At 66.8% G+C, this 24,638-nt stretch carries 24 protein-coding genes and 4 tRNA genes; 12 read left to right on the top strand and 16 right to left on the bottom strand.

All coding sequences use genetic code 11. The features are described 5' to 3' along the window. Positions 1–12: 12 nt before the first annotated feature. The 3 genes from SLQ31_RS04815 to SLQ31_RS04805 are packed head-to-tail and all read right to left on the bottom strand — an operon-like array spanning position 13 to position 2,322. A complete protein-coding gene (locus SLQ31_RS04815; protein WP_319430128.1) occupies positions 13–885 on the bottom strand; it encodes an enoyl-CoA hydratase/isomerase family protein in 873 nt (290 codons plus the stop codon). A gap of 10 nt (positions 886–895) precedes the next feature. Beyond that, a complete protein-coding gene (locus SLQ31_RS04810) occupies positions 896–1,669 on the bottom strand; it encodes a FadR/GntR family transcriptional regulator (RefSeq protein ID WP_319430126.1) in 774 nt (257 codons plus the stop codon). A 2-nt stretch (positions 1,670–1,671) separates the two neighbouring features. Beyond that, positions 1,672–2,322 (bottom strand): hypothetical protein, encoded by a 651-nt coding sequence (locus SLQ31_RS04805; RefSeq protein ID WP_319430124.1) that lies wholly within the window; start codon positions 2,320–2,322, stop codon positions 1,672–1,674. 89 nt (positions 2,323–2,411) lie between these two features. Between SLQ31_RS04805 and SLQ31_RS04800 the strand changes: the two genes are divergently transcribed. Genes SLQ31_RS04800 through SLQ31_RS04775 form a run of 6 tightly spaced genes read left to right on the top strand, consistent with a single transcriptional unit; the run spans position 2,412 to position 9,235 of the window. Further along, on the top strand, positions 2,412–3,224 hold the full coding sequence (locus tag SLQ31_RS04800; protein ID WP_319430122.1) for an enoyl-CoA hydratase/isomerase family protein: 813 nt from the start codon (positions 2,412–2,414) through the stop codon (positions 3,222–3,224). 16 nt (positions 3,225–3,240) lie between these two features. Next, complete coding sequence (locus tag SLQ31_RS04795; protein WP_319430120.1) at positions 3,241–4,053, top strand: enoyl-CoA hydratase/isomerase family protein; 813 nt, start codon at positions 3,241–3,243, stop codon at positions 4,051–4,053. Further along, positions 4,044–4,835: an enoyl-CoA hydratase/isomerase family protein gene (locus tag SLQ31_RS04790; RefSeq protein WP_319430118.1), complete on the top strand. Its 792-nt coding sequence runs from the start codon at positions 4,044–4,046 to the stop codon at positions 4,833–4,835. Before SLQ31_RS04795 ends, SLQ31_RS04790 begins: the two co-directional genes overlap by 10 nt. Next, positions 4,836–6,293 carry a class I adenylate-forming enzyme family protein gene (locus SLQ31_RS04785; protein WP_319430117.1) on the top strand — a complete coding sequence of 486 codons (1,458 nt, stop codon included), beginning with the start codon at positions 4,836–4,838 and terminating at the stop codon, positions 6,291–6,293. Further along, positions 6,283–7,752: a class I adenylate-forming enzyme family protein gene (locus tag SLQ31_RS04780; RefSeq protein ID WP_319430116.1), complete on the top strand. Its 1,470-nt coding sequence runs from the start codon at positions 6,283–6,285 to the stop codon at positions 7,750–7,752. The genes SLQ31_RS04785 and SLQ31_RS04780 overlap by 11 nt, the downstream gene beginning before the upstream one ends. Continuing rightward, positions 7,745–9,235, top strand: coding sequence for a class I adenylate-forming enzyme family protein (locus tag SLQ31_RS04775; protein ID WP_319430114.1), 1,491 nt, complete (start codon positions 7,745–7,747; stop codon positions 9,233–9,235). The genes SLQ31_RS04780 and SLQ31_RS04775 overlap by 8 nt, the downstream gene beginning before the upstream one ends. A gap of 33 nt (positions 9,236–9,268) precedes the next feature. Here the strand turns inward: SLQ31_RS04775 and SLQ31_RS04770 are convergent, their stop codons facing one another. Next, on the bottom strand, positions 9,269–10,153 hold the full coding sequence (locus SLQ31_RS04770; RefSeq protein WP_319430112.1) for an alpha/beta hydrolase: 885 nt from the start codon (positions 10,151–10,153) through the stop codon (positions 9,269–9,271). Positions 10,154–10,202: 49 nt separating this feature from the next. On the opposite strand from SLQ31_RS04770, the gene SLQ31_RS04765 reads away from it, so the two are divergent. Next, complete coding sequence (locus tag SLQ31_RS04765) at positions 10,203–10,826, top strand: maleylpyruvate isomerase N-terminal domain-containing protein (RefSeq protein WP_319430111.1); 624 nt, start codon at positions 10,203–10,205, stop codon at positions 10,824–10,826. Here the strand turns inward: SLQ31_RS04765 and SLQ31_RS04760 are convergent. The 4 genes from SLQ31_RS04760 to fabG are packed head-to-tail and all read right to left on the bottom strand — an operon-like array spanning position 10,811 to position 14,643. Next, positions 10,811–11,497 (bottom strand): GntR family transcriptional regulator, encoded by a 687-nt coding sequence (locus SLQ31_RS04760; RefSeq protein WP_319430109.1) that lies wholly within the window; start codon positions 11,495–11,497, stop codon positions 10,811–10,813. The genes SLQ31_RS04765 and SLQ31_RS04760 overlap by 16 nt on opposite strands. A 1-nt stretch (position 11,498) precedes the next feature. Further along, positions 11,499–12,692 carry an acyl-CoA dehydrogenase family protein gene (locus SLQ31_RS04755; protein ID WP_319430107.1) on the bottom strand — a complete coding sequence of 398 codons (1,194 nt, stop codon included), beginning with the start codon at positions 12,690–12,692 and terminating at the stop codon, positions 11,499–11,501. Further along, positions 12,689–13,906: an acetyl-CoA C-acetyltransferase gene (locus SLQ31_RS04750; RefSeq protein ID WP_319430105.1), complete on the bottom strand. Its 1,218-nt coding sequence runs from the start codon at positions 13,904–13,906 to the stop codon at positions 12,689–12,691. The genes SLQ31_RS04755 and SLQ31_RS04750 overlap by 4 nt, the downstream gene beginning before the upstream one ends. Next, positions 13,903–14,643, bottom strand: coding sequence for a 3-oxoacyl-ACP reductase FabG (gene fabG, locus SLQ31_RS04745; protein WP_319430103.1), 741 nt, complete (start codon positions 14,641–14,643; stop codon positions 13,903–13,905). The genes SLQ31_RS04750 and fabG overlap by 4 nt, the downstream gene beginning before the upstream one ends. A 94-nt stretch (positions 14,644–14,737) precedes the next feature. Here fabG and SLQ31_RS04740 point away from each other — a divergent pair, with 94 nt between their 5' ends. Together SLQ31_RS04740 and SLQ31_RS04735 are read left to right on the top strand one after the other, a co-directional pair. Further along, positions 14,738–15,901, top strand: a complete 1,164-nt coding sequence (locus SLQ31_RS04740) for an acyl-CoA dehydrogenase family protein (protein WP_319430100.1) — start codon at positions 14,738–14,740, stop codon at positions 15,899–15,901. Beyond that, a complete protein-coding gene (locus SLQ31_RS04735) occupies positions 15,898–16,719 on the top strand; it encodes a mycofactocin-coupled SDR family oxidoreductase (RefSeq protein ID WP_319430099.1) in 822 nt (273 codons plus the stop codon). The genes SLQ31_RS04740 and SLQ31_RS04735 overlap by 4 nt, the downstream gene beginning before the upstream one ends. Here the strand turns inward: SLQ31_RS04735 and SLQ31_RS04730 are convergent. The 8 genes from SLQ31_RS04730 to SLQ31_RS04695 all read right to left on the bottom strand — a co-directional run bounded on the left by SLQ31_RS04730 (position 16,673) and on the right by SLQ31_RS04695 (position 22,064). Next, entirely contained in the window at positions 16,673–17,614 is a 942-nt protein-coding gene (locus SLQ31_RS04730) for an alpha/beta hydrolase (RefSeq protein WP_319430098.1), read from the bottom strand. The genes SLQ31_RS04735 and SLQ31_RS04730 overlap by 47 nt on opposite strands. After that, positions 17,611–18,960 (bottom strand): flavin-containing monooxygenase, encoded by a 1,350-nt coding sequence (locus tag SLQ31_RS04725; protein WP_319430096.1) that lies wholly within the window; start codon positions 18,958–18,960, stop codon positions 17,611–17,613. The genes SLQ31_RS04730 and SLQ31_RS04725 overlap by 4 nt, the downstream gene beginning before the upstream one ends. Positions 18,961–18,968: 8 nt before the next feature. Next, positions 18,969–20,042 (bottom strand): phosphotransferase family protein, encoded by a 1,074-nt coding sequence (locus tag SLQ31_RS04720; protein ID WP_319430094.1) that lies wholly within the window; start codon positions 20,040–20,042, stop codon positions 18,969–18,971. After that, a complete protein-coding gene (locus tag SLQ31_RS04715; RefSeq protein ID WP_319430092.1) occupies positions 20,039–20,863 on the bottom strand; it encodes an SDR family NAD(P)-dependent oxidoreductase in 825 nt (274 codons plus the stop codon). The genes SLQ31_RS04720 and SLQ31_RS04715 overlap by 4 nt, the downstream gene beginning before the upstream one ends. Continuing rightward, positions 20,860–21,630 carry an SDR family oxidoreductase gene (locus tag SLQ31_RS04710; protein WP_319430090.1) on the bottom strand — a complete coding sequence of 257 codons (771 nt, stop codon included), beginning with the start codon at positions 21,628–21,630 and terminating at the stop codon, positions 20,860–20,862. The genes SLQ31_RS04715 and SLQ31_RS04710 overlap by 4 nt, the downstream gene beginning before the upstream one ends. Positions 21,631–21,768: 138 nt before the next feature. Beyond that, positions 21,769–21,842, bottom strand: a tRNA-Phe gene (locus tag SLQ31_RS04705). A 25-nt stretch (positions 21,843–21,867) separates the two neighbouring features. Continuing rightward, positions 21,868–21,944, bottom strand: a tRNA-Asp gene (locus SLQ31_RS04700). Between the two features lie 47 nt (positions 21,945–21,991). After that, positions 21,992–22,064: transfer RNA gene (locus tag SLQ31_RS04695), tRNA-Glu, on the bottom strand. 121 nt (positions 22,065–22,185) lie between these two features. On the opposite strand from SLQ31_RS04695, the gene SLQ31_RS04690 reads away from it, so the two are divergent. The 3 genes from SLQ31_RS04690 (at position 22,186) to SLQ31_RS04680 (ending at position 24,594) form a co-directional block, all read left to right on the top strand. After that, positions 22,186–22,258, top strand: a tRNA-Lys gene (locus SLQ31_RS04690). A gap of 83 nt (positions 22,259–22,341) precedes the next feature. After that, the gene (locus SLQ31_RS04685; RefSeq protein WP_319430088.1) at positions 22,342–23,010 is read left to right on the top strand and encodes a GAF domain-containing protein; all 669 of its coding nucleotides are present in this window, start codon (positions 22,342–22,344) and stop codon (positions 23,008–23,010) included. A gap of 99 nt (positions 23,011–23,109) precedes the next feature. Continuing rightward, positions 23,110–24,594, top strand: coding sequence for a sugar transferase (locus SLQ31_RS04680; RefSeq protein WP_319430086.1), 1,485 nt, complete (start codon positions 23,110–23,112; stop codon positions 24,592–24,594). The last annotated feature ends 44 nt before the right edge of the window (positions 24,595–24,638 follow it).

The following is a 24,638-nucleotide window of genomic DNA, read 5'->3' as shown; positions in this document are numbered from 1 at the left end:
AAGTGGTCCGCGTCACTCCGGCTCAGGCACGTGGAAATGCTCGTCACGCAGGCGGAACGCTTCCTTGGTTCCGACCTGCGCGCGGGTCTTGACGAAGTTGAACTCCCCCGGCGCGAACTGCAGGTTGGTGCCGTACGCGTGGAACAGGTAACTGGCCACTTCCTCACCCTGATACGCCTGGCTCTGCTCGACCAGCCGGAAGGCCTCCTTGGCGATGACGACGCCGTCGGCCGGCATCTTGGCCGTCTTCTCGGCCCAGTACCGGGCCCGCGCGGCCACCGAGCCGGCGTCGCAGGTGTCAGTGAAGACGCCGAGGTGCTCCACGTCGCCTGCGGTGATGATGTCGCCGGTCAGCAGCATGCGCCGCGCCAGCACCGGACCGAGCCGGTGGAAGAACATGTGCAGGCTGCCCAGCGCAGGTCCGAGGAACCGGGTGGCCGGCATCCCGATCTTGGTGTCGCGGGCGATGACCGAGATGTCGGTCATCAGCGCCATCTCGAAACCGCCGCCGAGCGCGTATCCGTTGATCTCGCCGATGGTCACCTTCGGGAAGCCCATCAGATTGTGATAGAAGCCGAATGACTTGCGGTCCACCGTAAGTCGGCGACGCTGGCTGGGCCGGCTCTTAGCGGGTGCCTCCGATTTGCCCTCGCCGTACCAGCCGTAGGCGTTGTTCATGTTCGCACCGGTGGAGAAAACGCCTTCGGCGCCGCGCAGCACCACGACGGTGATGTCGTCGTCTTCGGCGACGACATCCAGGTGCCTGGCGACGGTCTCGCGCATCGCCGCGTCGTAGGAATTGCGCTGGGCGGGGTTGTTCAGCGTGATCGTGGCGATGCGCTTGTCGCGGTCCACCTCGAACAGCACCCGGTCGTCGTCTGTCATGGTCGTTTCCTCATCTGGTGTCTGCGTTCGAAATGAGCTTGGCTTCAATGGTTTTGTCCCGGCCGAAGGCCAGGGTGTTGCGCCGCGCGGCGGCGAGGTGGTCCTGGGCCAACCGGACCGCACGATCGGCGTTGCCGTCCCGGATCGCGTCGAGCATCTTGTGGTGGTCAAGCAACGCGGCCCGCATGGTCTTGTGCCGCATCGGGTCGGGCTCGTCGCTCCACACCGAGGACTCGTGTGCCGACCAGATCAGCTCCAGCGACCCGATCAGCAGGATCATCGGCTCGTTTCCACACCGCGAGACCAGCGCCTCATGAAAACGCCGGGCGTTCGGGACGTACTGCGAGGTGTCCGCGAATTGTTCTTCCTGACGGTCGATCTCGGCCTCCAGGTATGGCACGACCGCCGTCATCCGGTCAGTGCGCGCGGCGCACATACCGGCGCAGATCGGTTCCAGGTGCATGAGCGCCCCGCTGACGTCGGCCGGGGTCGAGGACCGTGCTTGCAGCACCATGCTGATCATGTGGGCGGTGCGTTCCGCGGACGGCAGATGCACGACGGCACCGCCCATGTTGCCGCGGCGCACCGACACCAGACCATCGGTTTCCAGGATGTGGATCGCCTCGCGCAGCGCGGGCGGGCTGACCCCGAACTCGGTGAACAGACTCTCCTGGGAGGGCAGGACATCGCCCTCCCGCAATCGCCCGGACAGGATGTCGTCGCGCAGCCGGGACGCCACGATCTCGGCGACGCGAGGCGAGCGGATACGTGGAGTAGCGGCCATCGTCAGCCGGTCCTGCGCTGGCCGAACCGGTTCGCCGCCATCCGGTCCGACGGCATGGCCACCGTGTCCGCCGTGCCGATGGCGAGCACCGTGTCGCCGAGGACCAGGCGACCAGTGGCGTTGATCCCCCCGTCGTCCTCGGTGCGCGCGATGTCGAATCGCAACTCCGTATCCAGCGGGGTCGGCCTGCGGTAGCTGATCGTCAGGGATCGGGTGTAGCCGGCCCGGCCCACCGCACAGCTGTGCTGCTGGATCACGCAGTCGAAGAACACTCCGAGGAAGCCGCCGTGCACCAGGCCGGGCGGCCCTTCGTAGTTGACCGGGAAACTGACCCGGCCCGAGGCGGTTTCGGCACCGATCTCGTCGAACTGGTACTCGGGAAAGCACGGGTTGTACGTGCCGATGTCGATGGCCCGCTGCAGATAGACCCGTTTCGTGTCGTCGTCGGTGCCCATCCGGGGACTGGAATCGGCGGGCACCGCGGGCGCAAGCTGGCGCTCCCAGTCGGCGAATTGCGCGAGCATGGTGTCGACGACTGCATTGGACTGCTCGAGCGACACCAGCATCCCGGTCAGCCGGCGCATCGCCGCGGCGGCCTCGACGGTCTGTGCCAGCGGCAGCTCACCGAACCGTAGGTCCTCGCCGTTGCCCATGGGTCCCCTCGTGCGGCTATCCTTGCTATCTTGTACAAGATAGCACTACTGTATGGCTATCTGTAAAGTCGTGAAGGGCGGATTCTTCAGTGGGTGACGAGGCCCGGTCGGCAGATGGTGTCGTGACGACATCACGCGATGGTGCCGTACTGCATATCGCGCTCGACCGGACCGGTCGACGTAACGCGCTCAGCCACAGCATGATCGACACACTGGTCGGTGTGCTGGTGGCCGCGGCGAGTGACGACAGCTTGCGCGCGGTGCACCTGAGCGGAGCGGGTGCGGACTTCTGCGCCGGCGTGGATTGGGTCGGCTCCAACAGTGCCGGCCAGCGGCCCCGAACCGGCGATCTGGTCCGCCGGATCCCGCACACCGCCCACCGGGTGATCGAGTTGGTGCACACCCTGCACCTGCCGGTGGTGTGCACGGTGCGCGGTTGGGCCGCGGGTATGGGCTGCAACCTGGCGTTGGCCGCGGACTTCACGATCGCCTCCTCCGATGCGGTCTTCTGGGAGCCGTTCCTGGACCGCGGGTTCAGTCCGGATTCCGGCTCGACGTGGCTGCTCCCCCGGCTGGTCGGGATGGCCCGCGCCAAGGAAATGCTGCTCCTGGGCGAGAAGGTCGACGGCGCGACGGCGGCACAGTGGGGTCTGATCCACCGCAGCACCGACGACGCCGACCTCGACGCGACTGTCGCTGCCCTGCTGGATCGACTGGCATCGGGTCCGACGGTCGCGATTGGCCTGGCCAAACAAGCCATCAACTACGGCCAGCACGCCACCCTGAATCAATCCATGACGCAGGAACTGTTCAACCTCGAACTATCCTGCCGGACCACGGATTTCAAAGAAGGGCTGGCGGCGTTCCGTGAACGGCGCGACCCCGACTTCACCGGTCGATGAGATGAAGGGAACACAGATGTCGCCGCGTTCGTACGACACCATCGGTTATGAGGTGCAGGGCCATACGGCCACGATCACGTTGAACCGCCCGGAAGCGCTCAACGCGCTCAGCCCACACATGGTCACCGAATTGCGCACGGCCTACGACGAGGCGGAGAACGACGACAACATCTGGCTGCTGATCGTCACCGCCACCGGGCGGGCGTTCTGCACCGGTGCGGACGTCAAGGAGATCCCCGAAGACGGCAAGGTGATCAACGAACGGCCATACCTGTCCACCTACGACCAGTGGGAGGCGCCGCAGGAGGGCACGCCGCCGTTCCGGCGGATGGCCAAGCCGGTGATCGTCGCGATCAACGGAATCTGTTGTGGCGCAGGCCTGGACTGGGTGACCACCGGCGACATTGTGATCGCCTCCGACAAGGCGACGTTCTTCGACCCACACGTGTCGATCGGTCTGGTCGCGGGCCGGGAGATGGTGCGACTGGCACGGGTGCTGCCCCGCACAGTCGCACTGCGGATGGCGATCATGGGCAAGCACGAACGGATGGACGCGGAGCGCGCCTATCAGCTCGGGTTGATCACCGAGATCGTCGAGCACGACCGGCTCCTCGAACGCGCCCACGAGATCGCAGACACCGTGAACCGCAACGCGCCGTTGGCGGTTCGCGGCACCCGGTTGGCGATCATCAAGGGCCGCGAGATCCCGATGCACGAGGCCGAGATGCTCGCCGAGGCGTTCCGTGAACGCAACCTGCACACGGTCGACTCGCTGGAGGGTCCCAAGGCCTTCGTCGAAAAGCGCACTCCCGATTGGCAATGCCGATGACCGCCGCCTTCGAGACCATCCTTCTCGACTTCGACAGGACCGACCACGTCGCGACCATCACGCTGAACCGTCCCGACCAGCTCAACGCCTTCAACCGCACGATGTGCGAAGAGGTCGCGGCCGCGTGGGGAATCGTGAAGAACGACAACGCCATCAACGCGGTGGTGCTGCGCGCCGCTGGCGACCGAGCGTTCAGTGCCGGGCTGGATATCAAGACCCCGTACGGCCAGCCGCAGAATGTGTGGAATCACGAGGATCCGGGCGAACTACTCAGCCCGAAGTGGCAGAAGATGTGGAAGCCGGTCGTATGCGCGGTACACGGTATGTGCACCGCAGGCGCGTTCTACTTCGTCAATGAGTCCGACGTGGTGATCTGCTCCTCGGAGGCCACGTTCTTCGACTCTCACGTCAGTGCGGGCCTGGTCTGTGCGCTCGAACCGATCGGGCTGATGCGCAAGATCGGCCTCGGTGAGTCACTGCGGATCGCGTTGATGGGCAACGATGAACGAGTGAGCGCCGACTCCGCGCTGCGGATCGGGCTGGTGTCCGAAGTCACCGCCCCCGACGACCTCTGGTCACGGGCGCATGAGATCGCCGCCACCATCGCCGCCAAACCGCCGTCGGCCACGCAGGGCACGGTCAAGGCGATCTGGGAGTCACTGGACAAGCCGTATCGGGCAGCCATGGAGCAGAACCTGATCTACACCCGGTTGGGCAATCCGCTGGGGCAGGCCGAGTTGGCCGAACAGGAGCAGGTCCGGGTCATACCGAGGGTGCGGTAGGTGCACCCACTGAGCCGGCGGATCGGCGAGGTTCTTGAGCTGGACCCTGGAGCCAGGGCGATCGAGTATGACGGCCAGTGGTTCACCTGGGCGCAGCTCGGCGGACTCAGCAGGCAGATCGCCGCCGCGGTGCAGCCGGGCACCCAGGTGGCAATCCTGTTGCGCAACACACCTGCCCACGTGGCGGCGGCGCTGGGGGTGCTATCGGCAGGTGCCTGCGTCGTCGTCATCAACCCGTCGCGGGGTGACGAACGCATCCGAGCTGACGTCGCCGAACTCAACCTGCCGGTGATCATCGGAACTCCCGGCGACATCACACTGCTGGCGAGGCCGGCCGAGTCCACCACCGTGGTGTCGATCGACGACCTGGACAGCCCGCCGCAGATCCGGGCTGGGGCACCAACCAGCCCCGGCCCGGCGACGGTGGCGGTGGCGGTGCGGATGTTGACCAGCGGCACCACCGGACCGCCCAAACGGGTCGACCTCACCTACGACATGCTGGCGGTATCGGTCATCGGCACCGACTTCGCCACCGCCACCGCGGCGACGGCGGTGTCGAGCAGCGTCGCGATCGTCAACGCGCCGCTGGTGCACATCGGCGGGGTGTACCGAGTGCTGCAGTGTGTCTGCGAAGCAAGGCCGTTCGTGCTGCTGCCGCGCTTCGAGCTCGCGTCATGGGCCGAGGCGGTACGCCGCCACCAACCCAAGGCCGTGTCGCTGGTGCCCGCCGCTCTACGGATGGTGCTGCACTCGGATCTGGGCCCCGACGACCTGGCCGGGGTGCGCGCCGTCACCTCGGGGACCGCGCCGCTGTCGGCCGTGGATGCCGAGGCGTTCACCGACAAGTTCGGCATCCCCGTGCTGACGTCCTACGCGGCAACGGAATTCGGCGGTGGGGTCGCGGGGTGGACGCTGGCCGACCACCGGGCGCACTGGCAATCCAAGCGGGGCAGCGTCGGCCGGGCCAGCCTGGGCGCCCAGCTGCGAGTGGTCTCCGATGACGGCACACCATTGGAACCCGACCAACAGGGTCTACTCGAGGTGAAGCCCGGTCAGCTCGGGCCGGGCGCGCAGTGGGTGCGGACCACCGACCTCGCGCGCATCGACGCCGACGGCTTCCTGTGGATCCTCGGCCGAGCCGATCAGGCCATCATCCGCGGCGGTTTCAAGGTGCTGCCCGACGATGTGCGAGCTGCACTGGAGAGCCACCCCGCTGTGCTGGGCGCCGCGGTGGTAGGTCGACCCGACGAGCGACTGGGCGACACCCCGGTGGCGATGGTCGAGTTGCGGGCCGGCGGCTCGGCCAGTGACGCCGAGCTGACCGAGTACCTGCGAATCCGGCTGGCACCCTATGAGATTCCCTCGGAAATCGCGGTCGTCGAGTCGATTCCGCGGACACCGTCCGGGAAGGCCGATCTGACCGCGGTGCGGCAGCACTTCACCGGCCGTGAGCGCTGACACCGTCGGGGCGCTGCTGCGCGAGCAGGCCACCGTACGCGGAGATCATCTCTTGCTCGTGTGTGACGCCGAACGGCTCAGCTACGCCGACGCCGAGCGGCGCTCGGCGGAGTTGGCGCGCGGGCTGATCGCGCTGGGCGCCGGCAAAGGCACGCACATCGGGCTGCTCTACCCCAATGGCACGGCGTTCGTGGTCGCGATGCTGGCGGCCGCGCGCATCTGTGCGGTCGTGGTCCCGTTCTCCACATTCTCGACCGAGCGCGAGCTTCGCGACCAACTCGTGCACAGCGACACCGAGATCCTGCTGGCAACACCGTCCTTCCGCGGACACGACTATGTCGCGCGACTTGCCAGCGTGACCGCACCGTGGCTGCGCCACATCGTGTTCGACCAGCAGATCGCCGACGCGTGCGTACCCGAGGTGGCCGCCGCCCTCGAAGATGACGTCGACGGCTCCGACCCGCTGACCATCGTCTACACGTCGGGGTCCACCGGCACACCCAAAGGGGTTGTACACACGCACGAGTCCCTGCTGGGTCATCAGCGCAATCTCAACGAGATCCGCGGCCTGACAGCTCAGGACAGGCTGTTCTGCAATTCGCCGTTCTTTTGGATCGGCGGTCTGGGGTTCGCTCTGCTGGCAACGCTGGTCGCCGGCTCGACACTGGTGTGTTCCAACGCCGACCCCGGTGCGGTCCTCGACCTGCTGGACGAGGTGCGGCCGACGATGACCAACGGATTCGCCGCCGGGAGTCTGCAGTTGGCCCGCCACGAGAGTTTCGCCGGCCGGGATCTGTCGTCGATGCGCCGCGGCAACCTCTACCCGATCATGGCGCCCGACGTGCGTCCGCGCGATCCGGAACTGCGCCACAACATGCTGGGCATGACCGAGGCCGGCAGCGTCGTACTGATAAGCGGGGACGACACCGACCAACCCGAGCACCGGCGTGGCTCGTTCGGCCGGCCCGCGCCCGGGTTCGACGCACAGATCGTCGACGACGAGCTGTGGATCCGCGGCCGCTACATGATGCAGGGGTACTACAAGCGCAGCCGCGAGGAGTGCTTCGACGCCGACGGCTGGTTCCACACCGGTGATCTCTTCCGGACCGATACCGACGGGTTCTTCTACTTCATCGGGCGGCGCGGATCCATGATCAAGACCGCAGGCGCCAATGTCTTTCCGGCCGAGGTGGAAAGGGCGATCACCCGGGTCACCGGCGGCCTGGTCGCCCACGTACTCCCCCTGCCCGACCCCGGACGCGGGCAGCTCGTCGCCGCGGCGGTGCTCGTCCCGGACGGCGGGACGTTCGACGAAGAAGCCGTTCGGGAGAAGCTCAAGGGCGAACTGTCGTCGTACAAGATCCCGCGGCGGTTCACCACGCTCGCGCCCGACGAGCTGCCACTGACCTCCAGCGGCAAGGTGGACCAGCCCCGGCTCGCGGCGATCTTCGATGCCTGACACCGTCGACGCGCTGATCCGGACCCAGGCGAAACGTGGCGACAAGCCGTTCGTCATCGACCCGGTGAACCGGATGAACTACGCCGAATTCGACACTGTGACAAGCACTCTGGCGGATTCCCTGGTCGGCGCTGGGATCGGTAAGGGCAGCCGAGTCGGGCTGATCATGGGAAACAACGTGCGATGGGTACAGCTGGCCCTCGCGCTGACACGGATCGGCGCCGTCCTGGTGCCACTGAGCACACTGCTGACCGCGCGTGAGCTGGTCGCGCAGCTCAAAGCCGCCTCGGTGCGCTACCTGATCGCCGTCGAGGAGTTCCGTGGCCACCGCTACCTCGACGAGCTCGCGCCAGAGCGGGCGAAACTGCCTGCGCTGCGGCAGGTGTGGCGGGCCGACGAACTCCCCACCGACACCGGCCGGTCGCAGATCGGTGAACTCGCCGATACTGTGACGCCCGCCGATCCGATGGTCATCATGTTCACCTCAGGAAGCAGCGGGCCACCGAAGGGAGTGATCCACTCGCACGGTAGTGCGTTGGCGGCCGTGCGATCCGGCTTGGCGGCCCGCTGTATCGACGCCGATACCCGGCTGTACCTGCCGATGCCGTTCTTCTGGGTCGGCGGCTTCGGCAGCGGCATCCTGTCTGCGCTGATCGCCGGGGCAACGCTGGTGACCGAGGAGATCCCCGAGCCCGAGGCGACCCTGCGGTTACTGGACCGGGAGAAGGTCACGCTGTTCCGCGGCTGGCCGGATCAGGCCGAGGCGCTGGCCCGCTGCGCGGCCGACGTACGGGTCGATCTGTCCGCGCTGCGGCAGGGCAGCCTGGACGCGTTGCTGCCTGCCGATCGGCGCGCCGCGTCCGGTGCTCGGGCGAAGCTGTTCGGCATGACGGAGTCCTTCGGGCCCTACTGCGGCTACCCCGCCGACACCGACATGCCGCGATCGGCGTGGGGCAGCTGCGGAAAGCCGTTCGACGGCATGGAGGTTCGCATCGTCGACGTCGACAGCGGCGACCCGCTGCCCGCAGGCACGATCGGCATGATCCAGATCCGCGGTCCTCACACGCTGCGCGGCATGTGCCGGCGCAGCCGCGAGGAGGTGTTCACCGTCGACGGCTTCTACCCGACTGGCGACCTGGGACGCCTCGACAACGACGGGTTCCTGTTCTACCAGGGCCGGTCCGACGACATGTTCAAGGTCAGCGGCGCCACCGTCTACCCGAGCGAGGTGGAGACCGCCCTGCGGGAGATCGACGGTGTGCGGGCGGCGTTCGTCACCGACGTGGACGGGCGGGTCGGCGCCGCGGTCATCTCCGACGGCCGCGCCGTCGACGATCTGCGTGCCGAGGCCCGGACGAAGCTGAGTGCGTTCAAGGTGCCGACGGTGTGGCTGCTCCTCGACTCCGACGACGAGGTTCCGCGCGGCACCACCGGGAAGGTCGATGTCCGCCGGCTGCGGGAGTTGCTGACTGGCCAGTCGTAGGTACTCAGTGAAAATGTTTGCGGCAGTGGGTATTTAGTCGATAATCGGATCGGCGACCTCGGCTACCAGTGACACCACGTCGCCGAGGTGGACCGCAGTCGTCATGTGGCCCATGCCGGCGATGACCCGCAGTTCGAGAGCCATGGCTCGCCGCACCGCCGGTGCCAGTCGCCTGGGCGGTAGGAACCGGTCATACTCACCGACCGCGACCACACAGGGCCGCTCGATACGGCGCGAGAGCAGGTCCGTTGGCAGGGGCGGCGGGGCCAGGGTGGTGCGGCAGGTTTCGGCCATCAGGGTCATCCATTCGACCTCGGTCTCAGGCGGCTCCTGACCAGGTGTGACGAACATGCGAAGCATCCGCCGGGTGTGTTCGGGTGTTGGCCGCAGTAGCCAAACAGCCGAAGCCAGTGTCAGTTTCGGGTCCACCGTGAGGCGGATGAACCCAGCGGGTGAGACCAGCGCCCGCGCGGCGATCCGTGGTGATTGCGCGGCGAGGGCCACGGCGGCGCCCAACGAATTGCCGACCAGCACGATGCGGTCCAGTTCGGCGGCCGCCAGGACCTCGTCCAGCAGTCGGCCGTACCAGCCGGCCGAGGCCCGGCGAGGCCGGCGCGGGTCACTCAGTCCCGGTTGACCGGGCAGGTCTACCACGGTGGTCGGCCAGCGCGCCGACAGCGCCCGCAGCCAGGGCAGGTTCACCGCGGCGTTGAAGCCGGTGCCGGGGACCATGACCACGCGCGGGCGTCCGGCCCCGGCTGCGGTGAGGTGCACCTGGCCGGCGCTGGTGTCCACGGTCATGCTGGTGAGCGGGAAGTCTGCGCGGGCGATGGCTTCCGAGCACCACAGTCGGACCGCATGCTGCCCCGATGGACTCTTGTAGGCGGTAGGCACTCCGTCGATCTGCCAGCGGCTCAATTTCGCGCCCCTCACCAGGGTTGTTCAGAGATCTGGTGAAATCTGTTTCATGGCCACGACCACGGAACCCCTCGAGGCGCACGCTACCCTCTATCGCCGGGCCGGTGACCACGCAGTATCGGTGATCGCCCAGGTACCCGCGGACCGGTGGGACAGTCCCGGGCTCGGGACGTGGACGGTGCGCACGCTGGTCGGCCACATCGGCCGATCGTTCACCACCGTCATCGAATACTCCGCGCGACCGGCGGACCGGATGGACATTGCCGACGCCGCGCAGTACTACCTCGCGATCGCCGGAATGCTCGCCGACCCCGACCAGATCGACGCCCGCGCCACGCAGGCCGGACTCACGCTGGGCGAGCATCCTGTGGACGCCATCCGAGAACTGCAGGATCGCGCGATCGCAGCGCTGGACACCGACGACCGGGTCATCCAGACCATCGCCGGTGGCATGCGGCTGTCGGACTACCTGCCCACCCGCATCTTCGAACTCGGGTTACACAGCGTCGATCTGGCCCGCGCCATCGGCGTGCCCGAAGCACTGCCGCCCGAGGTCACCGACAACGTCCTCGCACTCGCCGCCGCCGTCGCGCAGCGCCGCGGCGACAGTCACGCACTGATGTGCGCCCTCACCGGCCGCGGCCCCCTTCCGGCGGGCTACTCCATCGTCTGAAAACGCTGCGCCACACCTTGTTTCACCAGGTGCTCGATCAACGGCGCCGCCCCGGCCGACAGGTGCTGTGCCATCGCGGCCCTGGCCCGCTCCTCATCGTGCGCCTTGAGCGCCGCCAGGATCCGCTTGTGATCGGCCACCGACTTGTCCGGCCAGCCCTCGATGGTGGGAAACACCGATTCCGGTGCATACCGGGTGATCTGGGACATCAGCTGCGCCAGCTTCGCGGAATGCGCCGCGACATTGATGGCGCGGTGGAACTCGTGGTTGAGCCGCACCGCGCGGTCGCCGTCGTCGGCGGCATAGGCGGCGACGAGCTCGTCGTGGAACGTCGACAATTCCCGTAGTTGGTCGTCGGTGATGTTCAGCGCGGCGCGTGCGGCCAGCTCGCCGCCCACGTACGCCTGCAGGTTCGAGACGTCGGTGATGTCCCGGTCGGTGAACGGCAGGACCACAAATCCGCGCCGCGGCAGCTGATCCAGCAGGCCTTCCCCGCGCAGCTCGAACAACGCTTCGCGGACCGGGGTGACACTGATGCCCAGTTCGGCTGCCAGCTGGTCGAGCCGGATGTATTCACCGGCAGGGTAGGTGCCGTTGAAGATCCGGGTCCTAACGAACCGGGCGACATCTTCGGCCAGCTGCGGGCGTGGCGCGAAATCGGGCGCGCTCATGTCAGATCCGGTAGTCGGCGAGCAGCCGCTTGCTGATGATGTTCTTCTGGATCTCGCTGGTGCCCTCGCCGATCAGCAGGAACGGCGCGTCGCGCATCAGCCGCTCGATTTCGTACTCCTTGGAGTATCCGTATCCGCCGTGGATGCGGAAACTCTGCTGGGTGACCTCCGCGCAGAATTCACTGGCCAGGTACTTCGCCATCCCGGCGGCGACGTCGTTGCGCTCGCCGGAGTCTTTCAGGCGTGCGGCGTTGACCATCATCAGGTGCGCCGCTTCGACTTTGGTGGCCATCTCGGCCAGCTGGAAGGCGATGGCTTGATGCTCGGCGATCGGCTTGCCGAAAGTGCTGCGCTGCTGAGCATATCGGATCGCCAACTCGAAGGCGCGGATGCCCACCCCGCAGGCCCGGGCGGACACGTTGACTCGGCCGACCTCGACGCCGTCCATCATCTGGAAGAAGCCCTGTCCCGGCTTGGCGCCCAGGACGTCGTCGGCGCTGGCGACGTACCCGTCGAAGATCAGCTCGGTGGTGTCGATACCCTTGTAGCCGAGCTTGTCCAGCTTGCCCGGAATGGTCAGTCCCGGAAGGACTTCCCCAAATCCCGACGGCTTCTCCACCAGGAACGCGGTCAGGTTGCGGTGCGGCTTGTCGGCACCCTCATCGGTGCGCACCAGCGCGGCCACCAGAGTGGAGCTACCGCCGTTGGTCAGCCACATCTTCTGCCCGCTGATGATGTAGTTGCCGTCGTCATTGCGCACGCCGCGGGTGCGGATAGCCGCGACATCGGAGCCGAGTTCAGGCTCGGACATCGAGAACGCGCCCCGGGTCTCACCGGTGGCCATCCGCGGCAGGTAGTGCTGCTTCTGTGCGTCGGTGCCGTGCTGGCGGATCATGTAGGCGACGATGAAGTGGGTGTTGATCACTCCGGACACGCTCATCCACCCGCGGGCGAGTTCCTCCACACACAGCGCGTAGGTGAGCAGCGACTCCCCCAGCCCGCCGTACTCCTCGGGGATCATCAACCCGAACAGGCCCATGTCCTTCATCGCATCGACGATGGCCTGCGGATAGGTGTCGGAGTGCTCGAGTTCCTGCGCGGTGGGAATGACCTCCTTGTCGACGAATTGCCGGACGGTGGAGACGATTTCGGTCTGGATCTCGGTCAAGCCGAGCGTCTGCGCGAGTCTGGTCATGGTGCAACCCTTTCGAACACCGCGGCCAGCCCCTGGCCGCCGCCGATGCACATCGTCTCCAGCCCGTAGCGGGCCTCCCGCCGGTGCAGCTCGCGGGCGAGCGTGGCCAGCATCCGTCCGCCGGTGGCGCCCACCGGGTGGCCGAGGGAAATCCCCGACCCGTGCACGTTGGTGCGCTGGTGGTCGGCGTCGGTGAAATCCCACGCGCGCATGACGGCCAGGGCCTGCGCGGCGAACGCCTCGTTGAGCTCGATGAGGTCGATATCTGCCAGTGTCAGGCCAGCTTTCGCGAGCGCGACCTCGGTGGCGGGCACCGGCCCGATGCCCATCACCTCGGGCCCGACTCCCGCGGATCCCCAGGACACCAGCCGCACCAGCGGGGTGAGACCCAGTTCAGCCGCCCGCTCCGGCGTGGTCACGATGCACATCGAGGCGGCATCGTTCTGCCCGCTGGAATTACCCGCGGTGACAGTGGCGTCCGGATCGGCTTTGATCAGAACGGGTTTGAGCTTGCTCAGTGCCTCGACCGTCGTGTCGGCCCTGGGGTGCTCGTCGGTGTCGATCACGTCCTCGCCACGACGGCTTGTGACCGTGACGGGGATGATCTCCTCGGCGAGGATGCCGTCCTTCTGCGCGGCGACCGCCCGCTGATGGGAGGCCACCGCCAGTTCGTCCTGCTCCTGGCGGGAGATGCCGTACTGACGGCGCAGGTTCTCGGCGGTCTCCAGCATGCCGCCCGGCACCGGGTAGTGCTTGCCACCGGCTGTGGTCCGGCCGCGGGCCAGGCCATCGTGGAGCTGCACCCCGGACCGTCCACCACCCCAACGCATGTCGGTCGAGTAGAACGCGACGTTGCTCATGCTCTCCGCACCGCCGGCGACAACCAGATCGTTGTTGCCAGAGGCGACTTGCAGGCACGCCTGGATGACCGCCTGCAGGCCCGAACCACAGCGCCGGTCCACCTGCATGCCCGGCACCGTCACCGGCAGGCCGGCATCCAATGCCACGACCCGGCCGATCGCGGGCGCCTCGCTGTTGGGATAGCAGTGCCCGAGGATCACATCCTCGACGGCGTCTGGCGCGACCCCGGTGCGCGTCAGCAGACCTTTCAGTGCGGCCACCCCGAGGTCGACGGCCGTCAGTGAGGCGAACATGCCGCCGTAGCGCCCGATCGGCGTGCGGACCGGTTCGCAGATGACGGCCGTGCGGGTCACAGGTGCCGTCCGCCGGTGACCTCGAGGACCGTTCCGGTCATGTAGGACGACAGGTCGGAGGCCAGGAACAGCGCCACCTTGGCGACCTCGGACGGCTCACCGGCACGGCCGAGTGGCACCTCGGCCACCTTCGAGTCCCAAATACGTTGCGGCATGGCCTCGGTCATCGCCGAGCGGATCAGGCCCGGCTGAATGGCGTTGACCCGCACGCCCAGATGGGCGAGTTCCTTGGAGGCGGCCTTGGTCATCCCGACGATGCCGGCCTTGGCAGCCGAGTAGTTAGTCTGCCCGATCATGCCGACCTTGCCGGAGATCGACGACATGTTCACGATCGCACCGCGCTTCTGCTCGCGCATCACCGTCGACGCCTTCTTCAGGCCGTTCCAGGTGCCCTTCAGGTGAACCGAGATGACCTGGTCGAACTCGTCCTCAGTCATCTTGCGCAGGGTGGCGTCGCGGGTGATCCCGGCGTTGTTCACCATGATGTCGAAGCTGCCGAACTGCTCGATCGCCGCGTCGACCAGTGCGTCGACATCGGCGTAGGTGGTGACGTTGCACTTCACCGCGCGCGCCACGTCGGCACCGCCAAGTTTGTCGACCGCTTCCTGGGTGGCTTCGACGTTGAGGTCACCGAGCACCACGCGGGCCCCCTCGGCGATGAACTGCTCGGCGATCGCAAAGCCGAGGCCCTGCGCTCCGCCGGTGATGACCGCGGTCTGGCCAGCGAGCAACGACATCTGATCTCCCTCTTCCTTCGACGGACCCCCGAATCGACAACATCATATTTCATATATGATCGCCCGAGCCAGTGCCCCCGACCCAAGGAACCTGATGAGCGACGTCAGCGATGACGACTTCCGCGAGATCCTGGCCCAGACCCGTCACTTCGTCCGGTCGGCCGTGGTGCCCCGGGAAGCGGAGATCCTCGCCGAGGACAAGGTCCCCGACGATTTGCGCGACCAGGCCAAGAAGATGGGCCTGTTCGGCTACGCGATCCCGGAGGAATGGGGTGGGCTGGGCCTGAACATCGCCCAGGACGTCGAGCTGGCGATGGAACTTGGCTACACGAGCCTGGCGCTGCGATCGATGTTCGGCACCAACAACGGCATCGCCGGTCAGGTGCTGGTCGGGTTCGGCACCGACGAGCAGAAGGCACGCTGGCTCGAACCGATCGCCTCCGGCGACGTGGTCGCGTCATTCGCGCTGACCGAGCCGGGCGCCGGCTCCAACCCGTCCGGCTTGAAGACGAAAGCCGTTGCCGATGGCGATAGTTGGGTGATCAACGGCCGCAAGCAGTACATCACCAACGCACCGGTGGCGAACCTGTTCATCGTGTTCGCCCGCACCCGGCCTGCCGACGAGAACGGCGCGGGGATCGCGGTCTTCCTGGTGCCCGCCGACACTGCCGGCGTCGAGATCGGGGTCAAGGACGCCAAGATGGGCCAGGAGGGTGCCTGGACCTCGGATGTGAACTTCACCGACGTCCGGGTCGGCAACGACACCCTGATCGGCGGGAGCGAGGACATCGGCTACCGGGCGGCGATGACGTCACTGGCCCGTGGGCGCATCCACATCGCCGCACTTGCGGTCGGCTCCGCCCAACGTGCGCTCGATGAGTCGGTCGCCTACGCGGCGACCGCAACCCAGGGCGGCACAGCGATCGGCAGTTTCCAACTGGTGCAGGCGATGCTGGCCGATCAGCAGACCGGAGTGATGGCCGGGCGCGCACTGGTACGCGACGCGGCACGCAAGTGGGTCGACAACGAAGACCGCAGGATCGCACCGTCGGTGGCCAAGCTGTTCTGCACCGAAATGGCAGGAAACGTGGCCGATCTCGCGGTCCAGGTGCACGGCGGGGCGGGCTATATGCGTGGCGTACCGGTCGAGCGGATCTATCGCGAGGTCCGGCTGTTACGACTGTACGAGGGCACCAGTGAAATTCAGCGCCTGATCATCGGCGGCGGACTAGTCAAGGAAGCGCAGCGCAAAACATGACAGGAAGACTCAGCGGCAAGGTCGCATTCATCACCGGAGCCGCTCGCGGGCAGGGCCGCGCGCATGCGGTGAAGATGGCGAGCGAGGGCGCCGACATCATCGCCGTCGACATCGCGGGCAAGCTGCCGGCCTGTGTGCCGTACAACCCGGCTACCCCGGAGGACCTGGCAGAGACCGTGCGGTTGGTCGAGGCGACGGGTCGCCGGATCGTGCCCGCCGTCGTGGACGTCCGCGATTACGAGGGCCTGAAGGACGCGGTCGCGGACGGCGTGGCGAAACTGGGCCGGCTGGACATCATCGTCGCCAACGCGGGCATCACGTCACCGTCGGCGTGGGACGAGATCACGCCGGAGGCGTTCCGGGATGTCATGGACGTCAACGTGACTGGGACCTGGAACACCGTGATGGCAGGTGCGCCATCCATCGTAGAAGGTGGTGTCGGAGGCTCCATCATCCTGATCAGTTCGGCGGCCGGCATCAAGATGCAGCCGTTCATGGTGCACTACACCGCGAGCAAGCATGCCGTCACCGGCATGGCCAGGGCGTTCGCCGCCGAACTCGGCAAGCACAACATCAGGGTGAACAGCGTTCACCCCGGGCCGGTCAACACCGACATGGGTACCGGTGACATGGTGGCCGAGCTGGGCAAGGCGATGGAAACCAACCCGGCGCTGAACAACATGATGCTGCCGTTCCTGCCGATTTACATCGCCGAGCCGGAGGATATCGCGGACACGGTGTGCTTCCTGGCCAGCGATGACGCCAAATTGATTACCGCTGAGGCGATTTCAGTCGATCAGGGCTCGACGAAGTACTGAGCGAGCGGGTCAGGAAGGCCACCTGATCACCGACGGCCTTCTCGAACCAGTCGTGCCCCGGCCAGACGTCGAAGTGATCGCACGGGTAGTGGTGTACTTCGCCCCTACCCAGCACCGCGGTCTTGACCACCGACTCGGCCGGTACGTAGCGGTCGAAGTCGGCGACCTGAACCAGCAGCGGGCACCGTAATCGTTTGGCGGCGTCCGCGGTTCGGATCGAGGCGATCTGCAGGCCGACAGCGGAGTCGACCTCGTTACGCCAGGTCGGTCCGGCCATCGCGGTGTAGCTTTCGTAGGCTCCGTCCAGCGCCAGCGCCCCGGGCTCACCGGGATGGGCGACCAGCGGCATGAGGGTTGGCTTGCCGCCCCTGGCCACGTCGACCCGGCTCTTGACGCCGATCACGGTCCACTTCAACGCCGATCCGACGTCACGGTGTTTGACGGCCGCGCGGCTGACGGCGACGCCACTGGTCAACGGCGTCATTGCGATGACGCCCACGACGTCGGTATGGTCGGCAGCCACCGGGAACACGTGGCCGCCCGACATCGACGACCCCCACAGCACGATCCTATTCGGGTCGACCCCGGGTAGGCGTTTGGCGGCGGCGATCGCGGCCTCGAAGTCACCGATTTGCGCGGCGACCGAAACCGTCTGCCGCGGCATGCCTTCCGACGCACCGAACCCGCGGTAGTCGAAGGCCAGCACGTCGACGCCGGCGGCGCTGATCCGCTCGGCGAAGGGCTCAAGGCCGGAGTCTTTCGTTCCCCCGAAGCCGTGCCCCATCACCACCACCGGACGCCCGGCCGGGCCGGCAAAGGCGTCGCCCTCACCCGGGAAATGCCATGCGCTGCACCGCACTCCGGCGGAATCGAAGGTGACGTCGGTGCGGCTCATACCGCTACCTTTCCGCGACGGCGAGCCAGTTCCGCCCGCTTCATGCCGGCCGGCAGTTCCCGGGTGCGGATGTCATGGTCGTAGTGGAAGTAGTCCACCTGCTGGGTGTGCCGCGGGCGGTCGGTGCAGTGCCCCACATAGATCTGCTGGTCGGCGTCGATCACCCGCTCCATCTCCGCGGCCGGCGGCAGCGCGTAGCGCCCCACCGCGTAGGCGGCGAGCAGTTTCGCCTGGCACTCGATGAACGGAAACAGTGTCGGAACCGCCTGGGCGAAGCCGATGAACACCAGATTATCCATGCCCGGCTTGAACATTCGCTTGTAAAGCCGGATGGCGTTGTCCGGCGCGTTGATGAAGTCGGGGTCGAAGAACGGGAAGGTGATGTTGTAGCCGGTGGCGTAGACGATCGCGTCGAACACCGAGCTGGTGCCGTCGTCGAAGTGGATGGTGTCGCCGTCGAGGCGACTCACGTTGGGTTTGGGGATGACGTCGCCGGACCCCAACCGCAGCGGCAGCTCCACCGACTGGGTGGGATGCGCCTCGAAGAGCTTGTGGTTCGGTGCCGGCAGCCCGTAGAGCTGGGGATCGATCCCCATCGCGGGCGCCACCAACTGAATCGCCTTGCGCTGCCACGCCAACGGGATGTACGGCGAGGTACGCCAGACACTGTCACCCGGGCGGCCGGCGATGTACTTGGGCACGATCCAGGCGCTGGAGCGCGTCGACAGGGTCACCGTGTTCTGCAGCGTCCTGGAGGACAGCTCCACCGTGATGTCGGCGGCGCTGTTGCCGATGCCGACCACCAGGATCCGCTTGCCGGTCAGATTCAGCGGGGTCTGTGGATCGATGTAGTGGTGGGAATGGATTGTCTCACCGGTGAATTCGCCGGGGAAGTCCGGATACCGGGCGTCCCAGTGGTGGCCGTTGCCGACGACCAGCAGGTCGAACTCCCGCGTCGTCCCGTTCTGGTCGGTGATGTCCCAGCGCCCATCGCCGTTCAGCCCGGCGTGCTGGACACCGTTGTTGAACTCGATGTTCTCCAGCAGCCCGAAGGTCTCGGCGTAGGAGTCCAGATAGGTCTTGATGTCGCTGTGGTGCGGAAACGACGGGAAGTGCTGCGGGATCGGAAAGTCCCTGAACGACAACATCTGTTTGGAGGTGTCGATATGGAGGGACCGGTAGGCGCTGCTCAATCCGTTGGGGTTGGCGAAGGCCCAGTTGCCACCGACGCGGTCGGACAACTCGAAGGTGGTGTAGGGCACGCCGTAGTCCTTGAGCATCTTGCCCGAGGTCAGCCCGCTGACGCCCGCACCGATGATGGCGGTGCGCGGCATGGATTCGCCCACGTGTGCTCCTAGCTCGTTATCAGCTCGAGTGTGCCCAGCTCGCGGATGGCCGCACAGCCGCGGCGCAGCATCGCGCCCATCATGTCGTCACCGCGTTCGGTTTCCACCGCGAACGCACAGCCCAACGCGGAGATCAGTGGGACCTGGATCATGCCGAGAAGGTAGTCGTGCCAGCAGGTTTCCGCGTCGTAGTCGCTGACCCCGGTATCGAGAAGGGCCCGGTGATATTCGGCGACCAGATCTCTTTCGGCCTCGGCCCGCACGCCCGGCTCCAGGCTGGTCCCGGTGAAGTAGGCCAGGTCGCGGCCGGCCAGCCCGACACCCAGCGTCTGCCAGTCGACGACGCTGACCCGCTCGCCGTCGAAGAGTAGATTGTCCAGCCGGTAGTCGCCGTGCAGCAGCGCGAACCGATCCGGCGCGTTAAGCAGCCAAGGCGTCACCAAATCCATTGCTGCGACCAGGGTTTCGGCGTCCTCGGCATTCAGCCTGGCCCCGAGCTTCTCGATAGTGATGCCTGCGGCCATCTTGGAGATGTCGCCGAGGCCGCGGATCGCGTCCTCACCGGTGACCGACATCGCGAGGCCGGGAAAGGTCTGCCACCGCGGGTCGCACCACGTGGGTCCGTGCAGACCTGCCAGCGCACGTACCGCGAGGCGCGCCTCGGGCAGGTCGCAGCCGGCTATCTGGTCGCCCTGAACGGCCGGGGCCTGGTCGGCCAGCAGAAGTGCGTAACTGGCTCCGTCGTCGGCGATGTCGACGTGGTAGCACTGCGGAATCGGGATCGTCACCAGCTCGGCGACGGATTGATAGAACGCGCACTCGCTGCGGTAGCCGAGGGTCACCCGGTCCCGGACGGCGTCGTCGCCTGCGGGCAATTTCAGGATGAAGCTGGCGGGCAGGTTGCCGCCGCCTGCGGCATAGGTCGCCTTGATGCGGAACGTGGCGCCCGTTTGACCCGTGCCGACCGGCGCCACCTCGACAGCTTCGACCTCGACGGGTGCACCGGGACGGCTCAGGATGCCGGCCAGCCAGCCGCCGGTGACATCGGAGGGGTAGCGGGGAATCGCGGTCGGTGCGCTCATGGTGTGGGTGGCCTTCTGTCGGTGCGTTGTTTGTCGACGAACCGCGCAGCCATCCGGTTGAGCAAGCCAGGCGCCAGGCGTGCGAAAAGCCATGCCATGCGAGCCTGACGCGGTGCGACCAGGAGGGCCTTGTTGCGTTCGATCGCCCGCAGCGTATCGGCGGCCAGCTGATCGGGGCTATAGAACGTCTCACTGCGCTGGCCCATTTGGTAGAACTCGCGGCCGTTGAAATCGCCGAGCCAGCCCTTGTCCAGAATCGGGGTGTCCACCGCGGTCGGACAGATGGCCAGCACGCCGACCCCGTGGCCGACGGCCTCGGTGCGCAGCGCCAGCGACAGCCCGACAATCGCATGCTTGGTCATGACATAGCTGGTGATCCGGCCCGCCGCAGCCAAGCCCGCCATCGATGCGGTGTTGACGATGTGGCCGCTCTGTTGGCGGACCATGTGCGGGTAGGCGGCGTGCACCCCGTGCACGACACCGCGGATGTTCACGTCGATGATCGCGTTCCACTGGTCCAGGGTGAGCAGTTCGGTGTCCCCGCCCCAGGTGATGCCGGCGTTGTTGAACAACAAGTCGATTCGGCCGGTGCGCGCCACGACATCGTCGACGGCGCTCTGGACGGCGGCCGCGTCAGTGACGTCGAGCTGCAGTGCGGTCCCCGGCTTGCTCAACGACGCAGCGGTGCGTTCGGCGGCAGCGCCGTCGATGTCGGTGCACAGCACGTCGGCGCCGGCGCCCGCCAGCGCCCGACACAGTGCCGCGCCGATTCCCGAGCCGGCGCCGGTGACGATCGTCTGCTGCCCGGTGAACCGCGTCACGCCGAAGCCATCCGGTCGACGTGGGCAAGCACGTCGGGATAGCGCTTGAGGTGGGCGCCGCCGTTGAGGTCGAGGACCTCACCGGTGAGCCAGGAGGCTTGATCCGAGCACAGGAACAGCACTGCCTCGGCGACGTCCTCGGGGACGCCGACCCGGCCGAGCGGGGTGTTGTCGATGTAGTCCTCGAGCACACCGTCGGCCAACGTGACCAGTTCGGTCAGCGGGGTGTGGACGAAACCCGGTGAGACGGCGTTGACCCGGATCCCGCGGGGACCCAATTCCAGGGCAGCGACCTGCGTGAGCATGGCCAGCCCGGCCTTGGCCGAGCAGTAGGCGCTCATGCCCGGCGCGGCAAGTCGGGCGTTGAGCGAGGTGATCGAGACCAGCGATCCCCCCTCGCGCAGTTGCCGGCCCGCGTGCTTCATGACGATGAATCCGCCGGTGAGGCAGCAGTCGACGATCGCCCGGAAGTCCTCGACGGGCTGTTCGGTGATGCGGCCGAAGCCACCGAATCCGGCGGTGTTCACCACGATGTCGATTCCCCCGGTGCGCTCGAACAGCGCGGCGACGCTGGCCTCGTCGGTGACGTCCACCCCGGCGGCGTCATGCGGTGCGCCGAGTTCGGCCGCCCGCTCGGCTGCGCCCTCGGCGTTGCGGTCGGCGACGGTGACCTGCCGTCCGCCGGCGGCCAGTCCCTGCGCCACCGCCCAGCCGATTCCCGATGCGCCACCGATGACCACCGCGCGTTGCACTGCAATTTCCGACATTCGGCCTCCGGTGAACGCTCGCGCGGGTCCGCTCAAGTCGCGTCAACTGTAAGGCATACGGCAAGAGCTGCAGTAGGTCAACAGGCGGCGATCTGGGTAACGGGAAACGGCCCGACGAAATGCGGGAATCAATCGAAGTGGCCAGGGCCGGGATCGAACCGGCGACCTTCCGCTTTTCAGGCGGACGCTCGTACCAACTGAGCTACCTGGCCGGAAGGCACGTGTGCCTCGCCGCAATGGCGACCCTGACGGGACTCGAACCCGCGACCTCCGCCGTGACAGGGCGGCGCGCTAACCAACTGCGCCACAGGGCCTTACTTCCTGCGTTTACTACTCGCTCCGACGTTGCCGTCGTCACGCGTACCCCCAACGGGATTCGAACCCGTGCTACCGCCGTGAAAGGGCGGCGTCCTAGGCCACTAGACGATGGGGGCCAGAACCGAATCACTCCGGGGTACTCACAACGAGTGCACGTTAGAGCGTCGTTAGCTTAGGGCACAGCAGGCTCAATCCCAAAACGAGCAACCCCATCGAAGGCAGTATTGTGTGCGTCGCGCCCCTATAGCTCAGTCGGTAGAGCTACGGACTTTTAATCCGCAGGTCCCAGGTTCGAGCCCTGGTGGGGGCACAGCACGGGCCGACGAACAGTCCAGCGGAGCAGACCTTTCCGAGATCACCCGTCAATGGTCGGGGGGACCTATCGTGAACGACATGAACGACACGGCGCCGCAACCCGCGGACAGCGAGGGCCGAGGTCCGCGCCACGGCGTCGACCGAGCGACCGGCCGACACGTGATCGCGCGATTGGCCGGGCCCGAACACGACGCCACGGTGCGCGCGGTCGTCGACCTACTCTCTGGCGAGCAGAGTGCCGTCGACTCGATTGTCGAAGACGCGGTATCCGACCCCGAACGCCTGGAGTCACTCGACCGCCTCGGCAAGTACGACGACGACCGAAACCCGAGCCTCGATCGCATCGCGGTCTTGGCCGCCGAGGCTCTGGGTACCCCGATGGCCGCGGTGTCGATCGTCTATCCCGACCGGCAGGTCCTCGCCGGATCCAACACGAGCGACGAGGTGATGCCCCGGGTGGCGCCGCTCGAGATGTCGGTGTGCAAATTCACCGTCGCGAGCCGGGAGGCTCTGGTCGTCGACGACACCAGAGCGCATCCCCTGCTGTCGGATCATCCGGCGGTACGCGGCGGCGGGGTGCTGGCGTACGCCGGGATTCCCTTGCTCGACAGCAAGGGTTATGCCGTTGGAACGTTGTGCACCTGGGACAGTCGTCCGCGCCACTGGTCCAGTGGCCAGATCCAGATCCTCAACGATCTCGCCGTTGTCGCGCGCCAGAGGCTACTCGCCGATCCGCGCGACGTGTGATGGTTGCCAATGTTCACCACACGGGGGAATACATGACGCGACGGGTAGCGAAATCGGGTAGCGTCCGCCGTGTGGTACGGCGGGTGATGTGAGCGGATCATGGCGATACGGATCCTTCACGTCGAGAATGAGCCGGCGACGCCGGTAAGTACCGGCAAGCTGCCCGTCCACCGCAAGACGTTTGCCGAGCGGGTGCGCACCGACCCCTTGAGCACAATCATCACCGTCTCCATCGACGTGCTGTCGGCCTCGGTGGCGACCTTCGCCGGTGCGCAGTGGGCGATGTCGACCCATGACTACCCGCCCGACCTCTGGCTGGCCATCCTGTACGTGCCCGTCGTGATCAGCATGCTCGCCTTGCGCGGGGGCTATCGGCGGCGCCTCAACCGGGATTTCCTCGACGAGATCGGGCCCATCGAGTCGACGGTGGCCATCGCGTCGATGTTCTTGCTCAGTGGCATGCTGCTCGCCCACGAGAGCGGTCGGCCGGGCTCGACCGTGCTGAAGATATGGGTCTGCGCCGCGGTACTCATGCCGTTCGGACGGCTGGTCCGCGTCATCATCCAGCGCAGTTTGCGGCGACACAATCACCTCGTTGCACCGACCCTGATCGTCGGAAACGGCCGGGTTGCCGGGCACATCATCAGCCGATTGGAAGAATTCCCGGTTTACGGCCTCGGCCCGGTCGGCATTGTCGACGCCGAGCCGTGGTTCGGCCAACCTGGCGACCCGCGACCCGATCTTCCCTGGCTGGGACCACCGGAGAACATCGACCAAGCGATCCGGCTGACCGGTGCCCAGAACGTCGTGATCGCGTTTTCCCGCACCCAGGACCAGGTGCTCACCCACGTGGTCCGAACGGCTCATCAGAATGGACTGCGCGTGTGGGTCGTGCCGCGCATGTTCGACACGATCGGCGAGCGCGCGCGGATCGAGCACATCGGCGGTACGCCGCTGCTGGCATTGCCCCACACCGATCCCCGCGGATGGCAGTTCTTGGTCAAGCACGTCTTCGACCGGGTGATGGCCGGGTTCCTCCTGCTGGTGATCTCGCCGGTGTTCCTGACGCTGGTGCTGCTCGTGAAGCTGAGTTCGCCGGGGCCGATCTTCTTCAGCCAGCCGCGCATCGGCCGTGACGGACGAATCTTCGGGTGCCTCAAGTTCCGCTCAATGCGCCCGTCCGATGCCTCCGATGCCGCGTTCCAGCTGAAGACGGGCGCTGCGCCCGGCGGTGTGGAGGGCATCGACCGGCGCACCAAGATCGGCAAAATCTTGCGCGCCACGTCGCTCGACGAACTGCCGCAGTTCATCAACGTGCTCCGCGGTGAGATGAGTCTGGTGGGCCCGCGACCGGAGCGGCCGGAATTCGTGGAGCTGTTCGAGGCGCAGATCCAGCGCTACGGCGAGCGTCATCGAGTGCGAGCCGGCGTCACCGGCTGGGCCCAGGTGCACGGCTTACGCGGGCAGACATCCATCGCCGATCGCGCCGAGTGGGACAACTACTACATCGAGAACTGGTCGCTTGCTCTGGACCTGAAGATCCTGGCGCTGACCATCCCGGCCGTCCTGCGGCGGGCCGAATAAAACTTCGATAACAACACGGTTAGCTGGCGTGTGAAAAATACCCG

Origin of the sequence: Mycobacterium sp. RTGN5 (assembly GCF_033804465.1) — a bacterium.
GTDB lineage: Bacteria > Actinomycetota > Actinomycetes > Mycobacteriales > Mycobacteriaceae > Mycobacterium.
This window is presented reverse-complemented; position numbering and strand designations above follow the sequence as displayed.